Origin of the sequence: Nonomuraea sp. NPDC050733, assembly GCF_040654215.1 — a bacterium.
Taxonomy (GTDB): Bacteria; Actinomycetota; Actinomycetes; order Streptosporangiales; family Streptosporangiaceae; genus Nonomuraea.
Window position 1 is genome coordinate 585,993 of record NZ_JBFAHO010000001.1, and the last position, 15,961, is coordinate 601,953.

Here is a 15,961-nt window from a genome sequence, read left to right on the forward strand (position 1 = left end):
GCTCAGTGGCTGTGGTCGCCGTGCCCGCTCGATGTGGGCGTGGCTGTCAAGGTGGGTGTCGGGATCGCCGGCCGCGGGCCCGCGCTCACGGTGAAGTCGGCGGTGCGGACCTTGCCGTCGTGCTGGAAGTCGAGGAAGAGCCGGTAGTCGCCGACGCTGGGCACTTCGGCGTAGAAGACGATCTCGGGCCCGGGGTCGGTCTTGCCGTCGCCGGGTTCGCCGTCCGGGTGGACGTGCAGGTAGGCGAGGTCCTGGGCGCGCAGGGCCACCAGGTGGCCGTAGGCGCCGAGGTACGGCCGCAGGTCGGTGACCGGCTTGCCGTCCTTGCTGACCTTGAGGGTGAGCTTGCTCGCCTGTCCTGGCGTCAGCTCGCCGTCGAGTGCGACCTCGTATCCGTCGACGCCGGCCGTGCGGCCGGCCTGGGGAAGCGCCTTGGGCTCGTAGTCGCCGGCGACGAGGAGGTCAGCACCCAGGGTCAGAGCGCTGCCGCCGGTCGGGGCGAAATCGGCGAACGCGCGATACGTCCCCGCGTCGGGAAGGGTGAGCTTGACCGACCAGACGCCGGCGGACGTCATCTCCGGGTGCAGGTGCTGGAAGGTGGTCAGGTCGCGGGAGACGACGATGAAGTGCAGCTTCTTGTCGTGCTCGACCTCGTAGCCGGTGACCGGCCGGCCGTCCGGACCGGTCACGGTGAAACGGTAGTCGGTGGGCTCGTCCGGCTTGATCGCCGCGGTGAGCGGGGTGAGGGTGTAGCCGTTCTCGGACACTTGAAGCCCTCCGGGGGTGTCGTTCTTCACCTGCTCGGTGGCGTGCTGTCCGTGTCCCACGCTCGCCGTCGGCGTCGCCATGGCGGTCATGGCGGCATGGTCTTCTGCCGGTGGCGTCCCCACCGGTCCCACTGCCTTACCCATGCCCAGGGCGCCGCCGAAGACGACGGCCAGTCCCAGGACGTAGGAACCGAGCTTGGCTGCGGTGTTCACGGGTTCGCCACCTCATATCCGGCCCCCTCGACGGCGGCGACGATCTGCGCCGCGTCGATGGGGGCGTCGCTGTCGACGGTCAGCAGTCCGGTGGCCAGGTCCACCTCGACGTCGGTCACGCCGGGCACTTCGCCGACCTCTTCCTTGACCGAGCTGACGCAGTGGCCGCAGGTCATGCCCTTGACGGTGTAGGTGGCGGTGCTCATAGCAATCTCTCCTTCAATGCGTCTGATGCGGTCACGAACGGACGAGTCTTGCGATGGCGTCCGAGGCTTCCTTGACCTTCGCCTGAGCCTCCGGGCCGCCCTTCAGCGTCGCCTCCGCGACGCAGTGGGCCAGGTGCTCTTCGAGCAACGACAGGGAGAACGACCGCAGCGCGCTGGTGGCCGCCGACACCTGGGTCAGGATGTCGATGCAGTACTTGTCCTCGTCGACCATGCGCTGGAGGCCGCGGATCTGGCCTTCGATGCGGCGCAGTCTCATCGCATTGTCGTGCTTGGTCGTGCCGTGTCCGGGCATGTCGTTCCTCCCGCGAGCTCCTCAACTACGAGAACACTATACCCCCCTATGGTATTCCGGGAAGTCCGGCGCGACTTCCGAGCACCTTGCCCGACGCCTCTGACCTCCGGAACGCAGCCGTCCCTCGCGAAGCTGAGTCATCAACGTCGTGACCGCACAGGACCCGGCCTACGGCGACACCTCCGGGCCGATCCCACTTGACAGATACCCCTAGGTGGTATTGATTACCGGTCACCGCGTACCCCTACCGGGTATCGAGGATCAGTTGGGATATACCCTACCCCCGTAGGGCCGATCGTCGGAGAGTGCTCATGCCCGCACCATCCCCCAGGCGATGGACCGCCCTGGCTCTGATCGCCACCGCGCAGTTCATCGTCATCATGGACACGTCGATCATCGGCGTGGCCCTCCCCCGTATCCAGGAGGACCTGGGCTTCACCCAGGAGAGCCTGTCCTGGGTGTTCAACGCCTACGTCGTCGCCTTCGGAGGACTGCTGCTGCTGGGTGGCCGCCTGTCCGACCTGTTCGGCGCCCGTCGCCTGTTCGGGGCGGGCTGGCTGATCCTGCTGGCCGGCTCGCTCGTCGCCGGCATCGCGCCCGAGGTGTGGGTCGAGCTGACCGGCCGGGCCGTCCAAGGAGTGGGCGCCGCCCTGATCGCTCCCTCCGCGCTCACCTTGCTGATGATGCTGTTCGGCCACGACCCCAAGGAACTGACCAAGGCCCTGGCGCTGTACGGTGCCGCCGCACCGGCGGGTGGCACGGCTGGGGTGTTCCTCGGCGGCGTCATCACCGAGTACCTGAGCTGGCCGTGGGTCTTCTACATCAACATCCCCATCGCCCTGGTCGCGCTGCTGGCCACCGGCCCGCTGATGCCCGCCGCCCAGGCCCGGCGCGGCTCCATCGACGTCGCCGGCGCCCTCACCGTCACCCTGGGCCTCGGTGCCGCCGTCTACGCCATCGTCCGCGCGCCGGAGATCGGCTGGGGCTCCGCGCAGACCTGGCTCGTGCTCGCCGCCGCCGTGGCGCTGCTGGGCGCGTTCGTCGCCATCCAGGCCCGCCGTCGTGAGCCGCTGATGCGGCTGTCCATCCTCCGCACCCCGAACCTCGCCGCCGCCAACGTCACCCAGCTGCTCCTCGGCGGCGCCTGGATCCCGATGTGGTTCTTCCTCAACCTCTACCTGCAGCAGGTCCTCGGCTACAGCGCCTTCCCCAGCGGCGCCGCCCTGCTCCCGATGACCGTCCTCATCATGATCGGCATGATCGTCCTGGCGCCTCGGACCATCAACCGGCTCGGCCCCAAGACCACGACCGTCATCGGCCTGGCCCTGCTGACCGCGGGCATGGGGTGGCTGTCGCTGATCAGCCCGAACGGCAGCTTCCCCGCCGACGTCCTGCCGGCCAGCCTCGTGGCGGCCCTCGGCATGTCGCTGGCCTTCATCCCCTCCCTCGGCACCGCCATCTCGTCCGCCCCACCGCAGGAAGGCGGCCTCGCCTCCGGCATCGTCAACACCAGCTACCAGGTCGGCTCCGCGCTCGGCCTGGCCGCGATGACCGCCGTCGCCGCCGCCAACGGAGCCACACAGCTCGGCAACCTCCCGGCCATGACCAGCGGCTTCTCCGCCGCGTTCGTCGGAGCCGCCGGCGTCGCCCTGGTGGGTGCGCTGCTGGCCGCGGCGACCCTGCGCTCGCACACGTCCGTGCCCGCCGACGAGGTCACCTCCTCCCGTAACTGACACTCCACGTGTGAAGGGCAGATCCCCATGTCCACGCCCATCCTCATCGCCTACGACGGCTCACCCGACGCGAGGCACGCCATCGAGAAGACCGCACGGCTCTTCCCGGGCGCCTCTGCCGTGGTGCTCTACGCCCGCCAGCCACTGGAGAGCCTGGCAGCCCACCTCGAGGGCCATCCCGCCCTGGAAGAACTGCGTGACATCGACGCCTCGCTGATCGTCCTTGGCTCCCGCGGGAGGCACGGGGTGCGGGCGGTGCTGTCCGGCAGCACTTCCACCCGCGTCATGCACTCCACCGGCCGGCCCACACTGGTCATCCCGTCCACACCGCTCGCGGCTGCCCGCCGCACCGATCGCTGAGGCGGCATGCCCCTGGCTCCGATCTGTCGCGGAGCCGGGGGCACGCCGTCGAATGGCTCCCGTCGTCGAGCGGTGCAACCAGGCCACGGAGACCTACAAGAAGGCCAAGAAGAAGCACGGCACCGTCAACGCCGAATACGGCCGCACGGGGGCGCAGGCCGACGCCCTGCGCCAGACCTTGTCACGGTGGCGGTCCACCCGGTCCCGGCCTCGAAAATCGCGGCGATGTGCGCTCGGGTCCGCCCGCCGCACGGTCACGGGCTGTCGCGCAGCGGTCCTCACCATGCGAATCACGTACGACGCCGAGCCGCCCCCCTTGCGACCTCCGGGCAGCCCACCGACGAACCCGTCATGTGCATTCAACAGAGGTACGGGGTATCGACGACAACGGTGAAGATCGCGGCTACGCGGAGCCCCCTCCCATGCAAATACCCAGCCCCTCGCCGCCTGGCCATGCAGAAGGCCGTCGGCATCCTGGTGGCGCGACTCCGTGCGCCTGCCCGGTCGTGATCGTGCGTCAGCAAGACTGGGCGTGATCGCCCCTGCGTCGTCGTTCAGAGCCCGCTGCCGCTGCTGCGCGGCGTGAATCGTACGAACGGGATACGGCGGCCGACCTCGCGGTAGTCCTTCACGCTGCCGTCGACGGCGAAGCCCATGAGCTTGCACAGGCGGCGGGCCGCCACCGGGTGGCGCGGCGCATACCGGGCCATGATCTCCGCGCCCTCGTCGGCGCCCATCGGCGCGGCGATCGCTCGGAGGGTCTTCCCACCGACCTGGATGACGACGTCCGGGGTGGCCATGACGTTGCGGTACCAGTCCGCCCGTGGCCCGAATCCGGAAGCCGCCACGTAGCCGTGCTCGTCGTGTTCGACGATCTCGATGACGGCTCGGCGTCGCAGGCCCGAGACGCGACCGATGTGGGTGAGCAGCATGATGCGGCGTCCCAGTAACGGTCCCAGTCCCATGCGGTAGAGCTGGATGGGCAGCCGCCACAGCCCGCGGCGCAAGCCGGTGGGCGGGGCGGGCTTCTTCACGATTTCCATCGTTCAGTCCCTTCCGAAGTCGGCAGGATGCGAGGACAGGATGCTTGTCGCGCCGAGCTGGTGGCGCAGGACGGGCGCGAACGCCTTACGCATGATCAGCCGGTTGGCCAGGCGCTGCGCGGTCAGACCGGCCCGGCTGCCCGGCACCAGCGACCGAGCGAGCACCAGCGCGGTGCGCTGCCGCCGGGTCACCTCCCGGTGCATCCGCGCCTGATAGCGGGCGAAGGCGCGTGCGTGGTCACCTTCGCTCGCCAGCGCCTCGGCCAGGAGGTACGCGCCGGCCATGGCCATGGACACGCCCTGCGCCGACATCATCGTCATGCAGCCGCACGCGTCGCCCACCAGCGCCACCCGGCCGCGATGCCAGGCGGGCATCACGATCTGGGTCATCGTGTCCATGAAGATGGACTCGCTCGCGGGCGCGTCGGCCAGCAGCGACGGCGTGATCCAGCCCATGCCGCGGAAGGCGGCGCGGAGCAGGTTCAGGCGTTCGGCACGTGGGACGCTCGCGACCTGCGGTGCCTTGAACAGGAACAAGGCGATCAGCTCGCCCGCCTCGCCTGTGGGGTAGAGCACGCTCTGCCGGCCGGGCTCGGTGTAATGGGCCCGGACGCGCCCCCATCCATAGCGGTCGGGCACCGGGTAGGACGCCAGGTGGCAGTCCAGATGGCGGACGAATCGGTCCTCCGGCCCGAAGACGAGTTCACGCGTCCGGGAGTGGATGCCGTCGGCGCCCACGAGCAGATCGAACCGCTGCGTGCCACCGACGGCGAAGTCGATCTCGACGGCCGTGCCGGTGTCATGTACGGCGGTGATGGTCTCACCGAAGCGGATCTCCACGTTCTCCTGGACGGCGTCGAGGAGGGCGCCTTCGAGGGTGGTGTGCATCAGTCCGAGGTGCGGGCCTTGGACGATCTCGTTCAGGAGCGCCCTCGTCAGCTGGGCGCCGGCGCGGCCGGAGGCGTCGACGAAGTCCACCGAGTCGACCGGCAGCTGATGCGGTGTCAGCCGGTCGATGATGCCCATGCGGTCGGCGATGTCATGGCCGGTGCCGAAGAAGTCGATGCCGTACCCGCCCAGTCGACCGTGGGGAGCCCGTTCCACGACCACCGGTTCGATGCCGGCATGCCGCAGCCAATAGGCCAGCGTGAGTCCGGCGACGCCGCCACCGCAGATGAGAACCCTCACTGCTCTTCCTCCTCCAGCAGCTCCCCCACCGCGGACAGCGCCTCGGTAGCGGGCAGCTCGCTGTCGATCATGTAGTGCAGCATCAGCCCGTCGATCGATGCGGCGATCAGGGTGGCCACTCCCCCGAGGCGGGTCGGCGGCCAGTCGGGATGCAGTTGACCGAGACGTTCGGCAATCTGCGCCCGGGCCTGGCGAAGTTCCGTGCGCAGCACCGCGCCCAGGGCGGGATCACGCATCGCCCCCACGATCAGCTCGGCGGCCAGTCGGGTCGTCTGCTCGTCTCCCGTGGCAAGGGGCAACATGCGCCGCATCATCTCCAGCGCCGCCCGCTCGTCCGCCGCGCCCACCAGCTCGGTGACCAGCGGGGCGATGATCTGGTCCGTTGCCCGCCGGAAGATCGCCGTGCGCAGCCCGGGCAGACCGCCGAAGTGATAGTGGATCAGGCCGGGGTTGGTGCCTGCGCCTTCGGCCACGGCGCGCGTGGTGACGCCGGGCCATCCTTCCTGCCGCAGCAACGCGATGCCGGCATCCACCAACTGCTCGCGCCGGCGATCTCCACGCCCCGAAGTTGGTCGATCGGCCAAGTTGGTCATGCGACCAAGTTAACACATGGTGATCTCCATGGGTCTCGGCATCGCATGGCCGGTATGCGCCCGGCCTCGGCAGCGGTCGGCACAGTCCTGGTCCACGACGCAGTGGCCATGCCCGCCAGGGACACTGGCCGCCTCCGTGGCAGGGAAACGGCCCTCGACTTCGAGGCGGCGGACATCCGGCAGTCCGGTCGCGCCTGCCTTACCCCCAACACCTGCAGATCCACGCCCGGCAGATCCTGAGCGACACGGCGCCGCCATCCGTGACGCGGTGAGCCGGCAGGGACTGGTTGACGGCCAGGCTGACGGCGCCGCCCGTGGCGGGTATCAGGACACCGCCCAGGAGAGGGCCATGGATCATCCCGGTGATGAATAGCAGACGTCCGTGCCGATTCGCCGCTCCCATGGGCTCGGCTTCCGGGACCGGTCCCGGAGCAGCCGCCACACAATGGGAGGGCTCTGATCACCCCGTCCCAACCTCATGTGAAGAGCAAGGAGGATCATGTCCGCCACGATCAGGACCGCCGCCCTGGCGGTGGCCGCGTCCATCGCCCTCGTCCCCGCCATCGCCCCCACGGCGTCCGCCGCAGCCAAGCCCAACCTTCGTGCCTGCTACGACGGCAACTGCAAGATCACCATCACCAAGAAGGTCTCGTTCCGGATCGACCCCAGCTTCGTCTTCACCAAGCTGACCATCTCCTTCAATGCCAGCGGCGTCAGCGTGCAGTCCAGCGGGCCGGGCGTGTCAGGCTCGTCGTACTTCAGCGAGGGCTCGACGAGCACGCTCAACGGCATCACCTTCAGCGCCCTCTCGCTGTCCAAGAAGAAGGCGGTGCTGCGGTTGTCAACGCAGGGCTGAGCCGAAGGCGTCGCGTAGGAGCAGCACGGCGATGCAGGACTCAGTCCCGGTTCTCCTCTTCGCACAGCGCCGCGTCGGCGTACCGGACAGCTCGCGTGACCTCTGAACAGTGCTCGTGCTTGGCCGCGCTGAGCCCGGTCGATCTGGCCGCGATCAAGACCAAGCACCCATCATGCCGGGCGCTGCTGATCGCCTTGAGGCACAAGGCAAAGCCCGCCACCCCTCGAAGAGGTGGCGGGCTCTTTGTCATGCCCGGGGCCCCACCCGCCTCCGACAGTTCCTCAGCAGGCGGTCGAGTCTTAGCCGCGCCTCCACGAGCAGGTGTCGATCTTCTTCAGACGGGAGCCCCGGTAGATGCCTGCCGTGTCCCCGCCGGGGCTGTTGTTCCAGACGTACCAGCGGGTCTTCCAGAACACGCGGGGGTGACATCGTCATGGTCGCCGCTCACCGCATGGCGACGTTCGCCCCGTGCGCCACTGAGGGGAATCCTATGGTGATGAGCGGGGTTCATCGAGGAGTCGGAGGTCCGACGCCCCGATCGTCGCGCTGGTCAACAGGGCTGTGATCAGGTTGTGGTTGAGCGTGTTGCCCAGCGGCGGTGGGATCTCCTCCTCCAGGAGCCCGGGCACCTTGGCGCTGAGCCGCTTGCGCGTCTGGGTGACGATATGAGCGGCCCGTTTGGCGGTCCACCCTTCTCCGGGCCGGAGGACGCGGAGCTCATCCTCGACCTGTGCCCAGGTCAGCGGCTGCGGCCAGGGCTCAGGCCGCAGGTACCGCTGGGCCAAGCAGGTCAGGACCAGGCGTTCGTTGGGGCTCAGGTCCCATCCGGCCGGGTCGCGGGTGTCGGCCTCCTGGCGGTTTTCCGGGCCCGGGCTCGGTGGTGTCATGACGATTCGTACTTCGAGCAGGTGCTCTTGTTCGGGGGCGACGATGAACAGCGGGGTGTGCGCCACCGGCAACGTCGCCCGTTGTCCGGCGAGCACCAGACGCCCTCCTGGAAAGCGGATGGGCAGTTTGCCGAGGTTGTACAGGATCCATTGCGCGTGTTCGTAGGTGATGCGTCCGTGCTGTCGGCTGACGTACAGGTCGTTCGGGCCGACGCAGACGTGCACGTCCGGCTCGCAGCGCCCGAATATCACGTCGAATCCGGCATCGGGAGCGACACGTATCTCGCCGTTGGTTCCTCGGACGCACAGGGTGCCGGGCACGGCCCGGGGAAACCCGTCCGCGAGGTTTCCGACCTGCTTCGGCACGATCTCCACCTTGCTCAGGTGCCTGCGCATCGTCCACGCCATGTCGCCGATCCTCTTCTCCACGCGACTCCGGGGGTCACGATAACCGCCGGCTCCCGGGAGGGGTCCCGACGCGGGAGGCGTTTTGACAGAAGGGTGTTCTGGAAAGGCTACCAGTCAGTAAGCTTGTCGTAGATCCATTGCTCAGCATCACAATGACGGCATGCGCAACTTCACGCCGCTTGTGCCCGGTGATCCCCAAGAGCTGGGTGGCCTGGAGCTCCTCGGCAAGCTGGGCGAAGGTGGGCAGGGCGTTGTCTATCTTGCCAGGACCCCGATGGGTACGCGCGTGGCCATCAAGTGGCTGCGCGGTGACGCGTCTGGCGACAAGGAGAGCGTCGAGCGCTTCCTGCGAGAGGCGGACGTCGCCCGGCGGGTGGCGCCGTTCTGCACCGCGACAGTGCTCAGCACAGGCGTCGAGCAGGGCCGGCCGTACATCATGAGCGAGTACGTCGAGGGCCCCTCCCTGGGCCAGACCGTGAAGGACAACGGCCCGCTCGCCGGTGGGCAGCTGGAGCGGCTGGCCATCGGCACCGCGACCGCGCTTGCCGCGATCCACGAGGCCAACGTGGTTCACCGGGATTTCAAACCCGGCAACGTCATCATGGGCCCCGGCGGGCCGCGCGTGATCGACTTCGGTATCGCGCGCATGCTCAGCCCGGCCACTATGACGAGCAGCACGCAGATCGGGACGCCTGCGTACATGTCTCCCGAACAGATCACGGGGCAGGGGCTCGGGCCCGCTGCTGACATGTTCTCCTGGGCTGCCACGATGGTCTTCGCGTCCTGCGGGCGAGCGCCGTTCGGCAGCGACGGGGCACACGCCGTAATGAGCCGGACACTCAACGATCCGCCCGATCTGGGCTCGCTCGGCGGACGGCTACGTGACCTGGCGCAGCAGTGCCTGGCCAAGGATCCGGCGGAGCGGCCGACGGCCATGGACGTGATCATGCGCCTGTTGCGGAATCCCGATCCCGGATCCGACCCCCTCGTGGAGGGAACCAAGCAGGCGTCTCCGGGGGGCGCTCCGCAGGTGGACCGCACCGGGCCATCGCGCAGGCCGATCCTCATGGGCGCGGGCGCGCTGATTCTCGTGGCCCTCGTGCTGGCCGGGATAGTGGTGCCCAAACTTGTCTGGAACCCCACGCCCGTGGCCGCTTCCGGCACACCCACGGCCACGCCGTCGAAGGAGGTGACTCCGACCTCGGCCACCGTCGTCAAGACCACACTGCCCGGCGGCTCGATCACGCACTACGAGGGCCCGTCCGACCCGATCACTCTGACGGCGTACGAAGTCGACGAAGAAAACAGCGAGGACAACGTCGACTATGCCCGGCAATCGCTCCATGGCGCGTTCGACAAGTATCCGGGCAACTTGGAGTCGCTGGTCTCCCCCAACGGCCGCTATCTCGCGGGACGGTCTGACGACTACACCTCGGACGGCTACGACTCGGTCCTTCTCACCGACAGGCAGGTGGGCTCCAGCGTCCGGATCAAGACCGTACACCGGCCGCTGGACACCACTATTCGCACCTGGTCGAAGGACAGCTCGAAGGTCCTACTCAACATCAACAAGAAGATCGAGAACAAGGAGGGCAAGGAAAGCTGGTTGACGATGGGCTTCGCCATCGTCGACGTGGCCCAGAGCAAGGTCAGCAAGGTCAACGTGGCCGACGACTCGATCCGGGACAGCGACTTCGGCTGGGACGCCGATGAAGCAGGCGTGGTCATCGTCTACGGCGAGGACAAGGGGTTGCGCTTCTTCGACGCCTCCGGCAAGCCCGTGCGGGACCTCCCGGGTGTCGGGCCGCTGGCGTCCGGCACTCTCGACATCTTCTCGCCCTCCGGCAAGATGTTCGTGACCGACTGCCCAGGCGGCGACGACGGCGACCACTGCCTCTGGGACGCCGGCACCGGCCGGCAACTCCGCCGATTCACCTCCGACTGTGACAAGGTGCTCGGCTGGTACGACGAGTCCCATCTGTACTGCTGGGAGATGGACAACGCCACCAACGACGAGGTTCGCGTTGTGGCGTTCGACGGCAAGCTGGTGCGCAGGCTGTTGGAGGCACCGGACGAACTGGACATCTCCCCCTTCTACACGGTCACTCCCCCCAGTTCTTGAAGCCCTCATCCTCAGCAGGTCCGCAGTAGGCCCAGGCTGATGAACATCTCCCGGCACCACGCCAGCGCGGTATCAGACGTCTCCCACTGGGCTCGCCCACGTAGGAGCAGCAGCCCGACCAGATCTCGACGCTGTGCCCCGCCGCGATGACCTCCACCCCCTCGTGCGCTTCCTGCAGCGACGTGGCCGCCGACTCGGCCAGGGCGACCTCCTCGACGTGAGCGATGCGCTCGTCGCACCTCCGCGTCGCACGCACAGGGACCGGACCCTTAGTGGTCGGCTCCGGAAGTCCTTCGGGGGTTGACGTGAGATCAGACGGAGGCGGCTTGGAGGAGAGTTTCGGCTGCGGTGGTGCGGGCGTAGAGGACGGATCGGCCGGCGCGGTGGGCGCTGACCAAGCCCGCGTTGCGTAGTGCGGTGAGGTATTGGGACACCCCGGCTGGGGAGAGCCCGGTGCGGTGGGCCAACTGTGTGGTGGAGGCCGGGGTCTGCAGTTCGGTCAGCAACAGGGTTCGTGAGCGGCCCAGTACGGCGGCGAGGGTGTCGGCCCGGGGCGCGGGCCGCGTCCTCCACAATGAGCCGACACCGCGCGCGGGATAGGCGAGTTGGGGCGGGTCCGGCAGCGTCGTCCGGGTGCGCAGCCCCGGGCTGAAGGCCGAGGGGATCAGCAGCAGCCCTGTGCCTGCCGTGGTACGGGTCAGCGGCTGCTTGCGGCGGTGCATCCGCAGCGCGTCGTCGTCCCAGCTCACCGACGTGTGCAGGTCGTTGAAGAGACGGCCCGCGCCGTGCTCGGCGATCATGCGGGCCCGGTAGAGGATGTCTGTGTCCAGCACTGCCTGGATTCGTGCCCAGTAGGGGGCGAGCGCCAGTTCCCAGTACGTTTCGATCTCTTCCGCGACCTTGGCCAGGCGGGTCTGCGGGTCGGCGTGCAAGGTCCGCAGCCGGGGTCCGAGATCCCCCTGGTGGCGGGCCAGGTGGTCGAGGTCCTGGCGCACCCGTCCGGCGGGCGAGGTGAGGATCGCATCCCGCTCTGCCGCCGGCGTGGGGGCCGGCCCGGCGGGAGCCGGGTTGAGGAAGTCGGGGACGTAGCCGGTGGGCGGGATCAGCTCGGAGAGCCATCCACGGTCCAGCCCAGCGGCCACCAGGCGAGGCCGGACCTGATCGGCCCAGGCCCGGTGGATCGGATGCGCGGCGGTGGACCTCAGCAGCCGGAAGCTGGGCACAACCTCCCACATCGGCGAGACGACGAACCGCACCTGCGCCAGATCACTCGCCGAGAACGCCAGCTCTGCCAGAGCAACCACTCCTCAATAGATTCACGCATGTATGAATCAATGGCGGGCCAGCCTACCGTCCGCAGATCATCCCTTCATGACCTCTCAGTCGATCACCGCGGCGGCATCGGGCACCTGGAAGCTCGGCGACCGCACAGTCCACCGGGTCGGCTTCGGCGCGATGCGGCTGCCGCAGCACGGCGAGGCGTTCGCGGCCGACGCCGACCCACGCGACCGGAACCAGGCGATTGGTGTGCTGCGCCGCGCGGTCGAGCTCGGTGTGAACCACATCGATACCGCCGCGTTCTACTTCTCGCCGCTGCGCTCGGCCAACGAGCTGATCAACCGGGCCCTGGCGCCCTACCCGGACGGCCTCGTCATCACCACCAAGGTCGGACCAGGCCGCGACCCTGCGGGCCAGTGGCTGCCGCACGCCACCCCCGAGCAACTGCGCGGCCAGGTCGAGGAGAACCTGCGCCAGCTCGGCCGCGACCACCTCGACGTGGTGAACCTGCGCATCGTCGGCACCGACTCGATCGCGAGTCGCTTCGGCGCACTCGCCGAACTGCGCGAGGCCGGACTCATCCGCCACCTGGGCCTGTCCAACATCCGCCCCCACCACCTCGCAGAGGCCCAGGCCATCGCGCCCGTGGTCTGCGTCCAGAACATGTACGGCATCGGCGCATCGCCCGAGCAGAAGGAATTCCTGGCCACCTGCGGTGAACAACGCATCGCATTCGTGCCGTTCTACTCGATCGCCGGCGCCGGACGCGAAGGAGGCGCGACCACCGACCACAGCCCGGAGGTGCACGCCATCGCCCGCGCCCACGGCGTGAGCACAGCCCAGATCCGGCTCGCGTGGACACTCCACCAGGGCCCCCACGTCCTGGCCATTCCCGGCACCGGAGACCTCGACCACCTCGCCCAGAACGTCGCCGCCGGCTCCCTGCGCCTATCGGAGGAAGAACTCACCGTCCTGGACGCCCTGCACCACGAGACGGCATGAGCAAGACCCCCAGGGCAATGTGATCCATTTCTACTGATCGGCCTGACCGCCTTGCCTGTTCCTGCCGCCCGCCCCATAACCCTGGCGGCTGCCGAACGGCAACGACTGAAGAAGGCGACGCGGGCGTCGAGCCCGGCGAACCGCGCCGTCGCACCGATGTGGGCGACGACGTCGGCGATGCGCCATCCAGCTGCGGCGCTGGGCGCGGTCCATTCGTCGTCGGTGAGGCTGCTGGTGAAGTTCAGCATTTCGGCGCGTTCGGCGCGGAGGGCGGCGGCCATGTTCGGCAGGTCCGCCGCGGGCAGGCGATCGGTCATGTCGTCTTCTTCTCTGGTGGTGAGGCCGGGCGGCGGATCGCCTGCACCGCTGCGTCGTAGAGGTCGAACAGGTCGACCTGTCCGCCCAGGCGCACCCACTCCTCGTTCGCTGCCTGCAGACACGTGATCGCCGCGGCCGCGATCGCGCGCGCCTGCAGGTTGCGGTGGTCGGAGTCGGGCAGTCGCGGCTCGATCAGCGGCGCGAACAGGTCTTGCCAGCGAGCCTGCTTCTCGGCGTGCCCGGCACGCAGAGACTCGTTGCCGAACAAGAGCGTGATCATTTCGAGCCGGCGCTCAGGCGTGGTGTCGATGTCCTCGAGCGCCTGGAACGCCGCGCGCAGTGACGTCCAGGCGTCCTCCTTGACCGGGCGCTCGGCGAGCCGCGCGGCGATCACCTCACCCTGCTCGGACAGGCCACTGAGCGCGAGGTCTTCCTTATTGCGGAAGTAGTTGAACAGGGTCCGCCGAGAGACACCCGCCGCGGCGGCGACCTCCTCCAGCGTCGTGTTGTCGTACCCCTTGGCGGCGAACAGTTCGATAGCGGTCCGAGCCAGCAGCGAGCGGACCACCGAGCGGGTCTGTTCCCGAAGGGGTGTGGGTTTCTGAGCCATACACCGATGGTACGGAGGATCACATGATGTAGCAATTTGCACTTCGTGCATATTCGTACATAGAGTGAATGGCATGAGCAAAGTCGACTACCGCCGCCAAACTGTCATCGTCACCGGAGCGAGCTCCGGGCTCGGCGCGGAGTTCGCGCGCCAGCTGGCCCGTCGCGGCGCGGATCTCGTGCTCGTCGCCCGCCGGGCGGACCGGCTCAAGGACCTGGCCGACGAACTCACCCGCGCGCACAGCGTCACGGTGACCGTCGTCGCCCGCGACCTCGGCCTGCCCGACGCCGGCCGCACACTGCGCGCCGAACTCGAGTCCCGCGGCATCTACGCCACCGGACTGGTCAACAACGCGGGCTTCGGCACCCACGGCGCGTTCACGGACGAGGATCCAGACCGCCTGCAAAGCATGATCGCGCTGAACGTCAGCGCGCTGGTCGACCTCAGCCGCGCCTACATCGACCCGCTGACCTCCGCCGACACCGGCGTCCTGATCAACGTCGCGAGTCTGCTGGGCTTCCAGCCGACCCCGTACATGAGTGTCTACGGCGCCACCAAGGCGTTCGTCCTCAGCTTCACCGAGGCGCTGTGGGAGGAGACCCGCGGTACCGGCCTACGGGTTCTCGCCGTGTGCCCCGGCGCCACGCGGACCGAGTTCTTCGACGTCGCCGGCAGCCAGTCGGCCGACTACGGCGCGAAGCGAGCCACCCCCGAGCACGTCGTCAGGGCGGCCCTGGACACGCTCGACCGCCGCTCCGCGCCCCCGTCGGTGATCACCAACGGCCGCCCGCTCGCCCTCGCCGGCAAGATCATGCCGCGCCGCCTGATCGTCCGGTTCATGGGCCGGATGGCCCGCCGCTAACCGGAGGCCGCCGCTCTCCACCACGTAGGAGCTGCCCCACCGAAGCGACCCGGCCACAACTGGGCCGACCCCAGGTATCCGCCCGCGAAGACCAGCATCGTCACTCCCGTGAGCAAGTTGATCCACGGAAACTGGGCTGATCCGTTCAGTAGGCCGTTGACCAAGGTCAGCACGCAGGACGCGACATCAACCGAACATTCTTCTCCAAGCTCCAGTTCGTCACGGACAAGAGTACTTCCGCCGAGCGACGCTGGCCGGACGTTCTCGAAGGGACCACGGTGTCATCTCGAGAACTCGCGGGGGTGAACTACTGCAAATACTACTTCTACGACAAGTACGCCGTAACGACGAGGTGGCTCCACAGGGTTCCGCGGATGCTCTCAGCAAATTCTACGCCGATTACCGTGTCGCGCCCGGAGAGCAATTCTGGGTCAAGATCGTGAGTTAATCCGGAGCCTGGAACGGCCTGACGGCCTGTGACCGCACCGGTCCGAATACCTCGATGGCCGGCTGGGATGCCTATGGTGGAGGCGGTTGTATGATCGCTTCCACCCATTGCGCTCGAAGAAGTTCGAGGGAGTGAGACGGTGGACATGTCACGAGCACTGCCCGCGGAGAGTCAGTGGGATCTCCTGGACGAGTACACATTGAACGCCCGCTTCGATGCGGCCTGGATCGACACGGAGGATATCGAAGAGATCGCGGAACGTTTCCGCGCGGATCCGAGCTCTGGCATCCTGTGCGATCTCAATACAGCGTTCCATCTGGCCGCCGAAAAAGATCAGGACACTCTGGTCTGGATCGGAGCGCATTCTCCGGGCTGGTCCGTTGCGATCACCATGAGCGGGAGTTTTACATTTCGGGAGGGAGCGAGCGCAGGAGGAAGGCGCATCATCGGTTATTCGCACATGGCCGACCTGGGTGAGATCGGCGATGAGGGAATGGTACATTACCATGATGGGGAGTTCATGGGCATGGTGGGGGTGCAGGCGTTCCAGGATTACGCGCGTGATCTGGAGACATACGTAAGGTTCGAGGAGGAGGTGGAGAGTTACCTTGTCCTCGTGGGACGGATCACCGGCCGTTTCCTTGACCGGGACTGGTTCGCGGCGCCGCGCGTCCTCTACCGCATTCCCAACGGCGCCTGGCCTCGCTGGAATGCGCCTTCTCCAACCTGATCACCAGGCTGGCAGCCGTATATG

General features: G+C 68.0%; 16 protein-coding genes and 1 pseudogene. 7 read left to right on the forward strand and 10 right to left on the reverse strand.

From position 1 onward, the window contains the following. Positions 1 to 2: 2 nt before the first annotated feature. Genes AB0H64_RS02670 through AB0H64_RS02680 form a run of 3 tightly spaced genes read right to left on the reverse strand, consistent with a single transcriptional unit; the run spans position 3 to position 1,499 of the window. Positions 3 to 980: a hypothetical protein gene (locus AB0H64_RS02670; protein ID WP_357619333.1), complete on the reverse strand. Its 978-nt coding sequence runs from the start codon at positions 978 to 980 to the stop codon at positions 3 to 5. Continuing rightward, positions 977 to 1,186 carry a heavy metal-associated domain-containing protein gene (locus tag AB0H64_RS02675; RefSeq protein WP_357619335.1) on the reverse strand — a complete coding sequence of 70 codons (210 nt, stop codon included), beginning with the start codon at positions 1,184 to 1,186 and terminating at the stop codon, positions 977 to 979. The genes AB0H64_RS02670 and AB0H64_RS02675 overlap by 4 nt, the downstream gene beginning before the upstream one ends. A gap of 31 nt (positions 1,187 to 1,217) precedes the next feature. Continuing rightward, a complete protein-coding gene (locus tag AB0H64_RS02680; RefSeq protein ID WP_357619337.1) occupies positions 1,218 to 1,499 on the reverse strand; it encodes a metal-sensitive transcriptional regulator in 282 nt (93 codons plus the stop codon). A 311-nt stretch (positions 1,500 to 1,810) separates the two neighbouring features. On the opposite strand from AB0H64_RS02680, the gene AB0H64_RS02685 reads away from it, so the two are divergent. Together AB0H64_RS02685 and AB0H64_RS02690 are read left to right on the forward strand one after the other, a co-directional pair. Next, a complete protein-coding gene (locus tag AB0H64_RS02685; protein ID WP_357619340.1) occupies positions 1,811 to 3,232 on the forward strand; it encodes an MFS transporter in 1,422 nt (473 codons plus the stop codon). A 27-nt stretch (positions 3,233 to 3,259) separates the two neighbouring features. Continuing rightward, the gene (locus AB0H64_RS02690; RefSeq protein WP_357619342.1) at positions 3,260 to 3,592 is read left to right on the forward strand and encodes a universal stress protein; all 333 of its coding nucleotides are present in this window, start codon (positions 3,260 to 3,262) and stop codon (positions 3,590 to 3,592) included. A 554-nt stretch (positions 3,593 to 4,146) separates the two neighbouring features. Here AB0H64_RS02690 and AB0H64_RS02695 read toward each other — a convergent pair. Genes AB0H64_RS02695 through AB0H64_RS02705 form a run of 3 tightly spaced genes read right to left on the reverse strand, consistent with a single transcriptional unit; the run spans position 4,147 to position 6,416 of the window. Further along, complete coding sequence (locus AB0H64_RS02695; RefSeq protein ID WP_357619344.1) at positions 4,147 to 4,635, reverse strand: nitroreductase family deazaflavin-dependent oxidoreductase; 489 nt, start codon at positions 4,633 to 4,635, stop codon at positions 4,147 to 4,149. 3 nt (positions 4,636 to 4,638) lie between these two features. Next, positions 4,639 to 5,823: an FAD-dependent monooxygenase gene (locus tag AB0H64_RS02700; RefSeq protein WP_357619346.1), complete on the reverse strand. Its 1,185-nt coding sequence runs from the start codon at positions 5,821 to 5,823 to the stop codon at positions 4,639 to 4,641. Then, positions 5,820 to 6,416 carry a TetR family transcriptional regulator C-terminal domain-containing protein gene (locus AB0H64_RS02705; protein WP_357619348.1) on the reverse strand — a complete coding sequence of 199 codons (597 nt, stop codon included), beginning with the start codon at positions 6,414 to 6,416 and terminating at the stop codon, positions 5,820 to 5,822. The genes AB0H64_RS02700 and AB0H64_RS02705 overlap by 4 nt, the downstream gene beginning before the upstream one ends. Before the next feature lie 499 nt (positions 6,417 to 6,915). On the opposite strand from AB0H64_RS02705, the gene AB0H64_RS02710 reads away from it, so the two are divergent. After that, positions 6,916 to 7,272, forward strand: coding sequence for a hypothetical protein (locus AB0H64_RS02710; RefSeq protein WP_357619350.1), 357 nt, complete (start codon positions 6,916 to 6,918; stop codon positions 7,270 to 7,272). Positions 7,273 to 7,760: 488 nt separating this feature from the next. Here the strand turns inward: AB0H64_RS02710 and AB0H64_RS02715 are convergent, their stop codons facing one another. Beyond that, positions 7,761 to 8,588, reverse strand: coding sequence for an FHA domain-containing protein (locus AB0H64_RS02715; protein WP_357619352.1), 828 nt, complete (start codon positions 8,586 to 8,588; stop codon positions 7,761 to 7,763). 139 nt (positions 8,589 to 8,727) lie between these two features. Between AB0H64_RS02715 and AB0H64_RS02720 the strand changes: the two genes are divergently transcribed. Continuing rightward, entirely contained in the window at positions 8,728 to 10,689 is a 1,962-nt protein-coding gene (locus tag AB0H64_RS02720; RefSeq protein WP_357619354.1) for a WD40 repeat domain-containing serine/threonine protein kinase, read from the forward strand. Positions 10,690 to 11,000: 311 nt separating this feature from the next. Here the strand turns inward: AB0H64_RS02720 and AB0H64_RS02725 are convergent, their stop codons facing one another. Beyond that, positions 11,001 to 11,993: a winged helix-turn-helix domain-containing protein gene (locus AB0H64_RS02725; RefSeq protein ID WP_357619356.1), complete on the reverse strand. Its 993-nt coding sequence runs from the start codon at positions 11,991 to 11,993 to the stop codon at positions 11,001 to 11,003. Positions 11,994 to 12,060: 67 nt separating this feature from the next. On the opposite strand from AB0H64_RS02725, the gene AB0H64_RS02730 reads away from it, so the two are divergent. Further along, positions 12,061 to 12,969 carry an aldo/keto reductase gene (locus AB0H64_RS02730; protein ID WP_357619358.1) on the forward strand — a complete coding sequence of 303 codons (909 nt, stop codon included), beginning with the start codon at positions 12,061 to 12,063 and terminating at the stop codon, positions 12,967 to 12,969. Here the strand turns inward: AB0H64_RS02730 and AB0H64_RS02735 are convergent. Both AB0H64_RS02735 and AB0H64_RS02740 read right to left on the reverse strand, forming a co-directional pair. Next, positions 12,906 to 13,286: pseudogene (locus AB0H64_RS02735) on the reverse strand (maleylpyruvate isomerase N-terminal domain-containing protein); the annotation flags it as partial. The gene AB0H64_RS02730 and the pseudogene AB0H64_RS02735 overlap by 64 nt on opposite strands. Next, on the reverse strand, positions 13,283 to 13,897 hold the full coding sequence (locus tag AB0H64_RS02740) for a helix-turn-helix domain-containing protein (RefSeq protein WP_357619360.1): 615 nt from the start codon (positions 13,895 to 13,897) through the stop codon (positions 13,283 to 13,285). The gene AB0H64_RS02740 and the pseudogene AB0H64_RS02735, both read right to left, overlap by 4 nt. 73 nt (positions 13,898 to 13,970) lie before the next feature. Between AB0H64_RS02740 and AB0H64_RS02745 the strand changes: the two genes are divergently transcribed. After that, positions 13,971 to 14,759 (forward strand): SDR family oxidoreductase, encoded by a 789-nt coding sequence (locus AB0H64_RS02745; protein ID WP_357619362.1) that lies wholly within the window; start codon positions 13,971 to 13,973, stop codon positions 14,757 to 14,759. Positions 14,760 to 15,346: 587 nt separating this feature from the next. Further along, complete coding sequence (locus AB0H64_RS02750) at positions 15,347 to 15,937, forward strand: hypothetical protein (protein WP_357619364.1); 591 nt, start codon at positions 15,347 to 15,349, stop codon at positions 15,935 to 15,937. Positions 15,938 to 15,961: the final 24 nt, after the last annotated feature.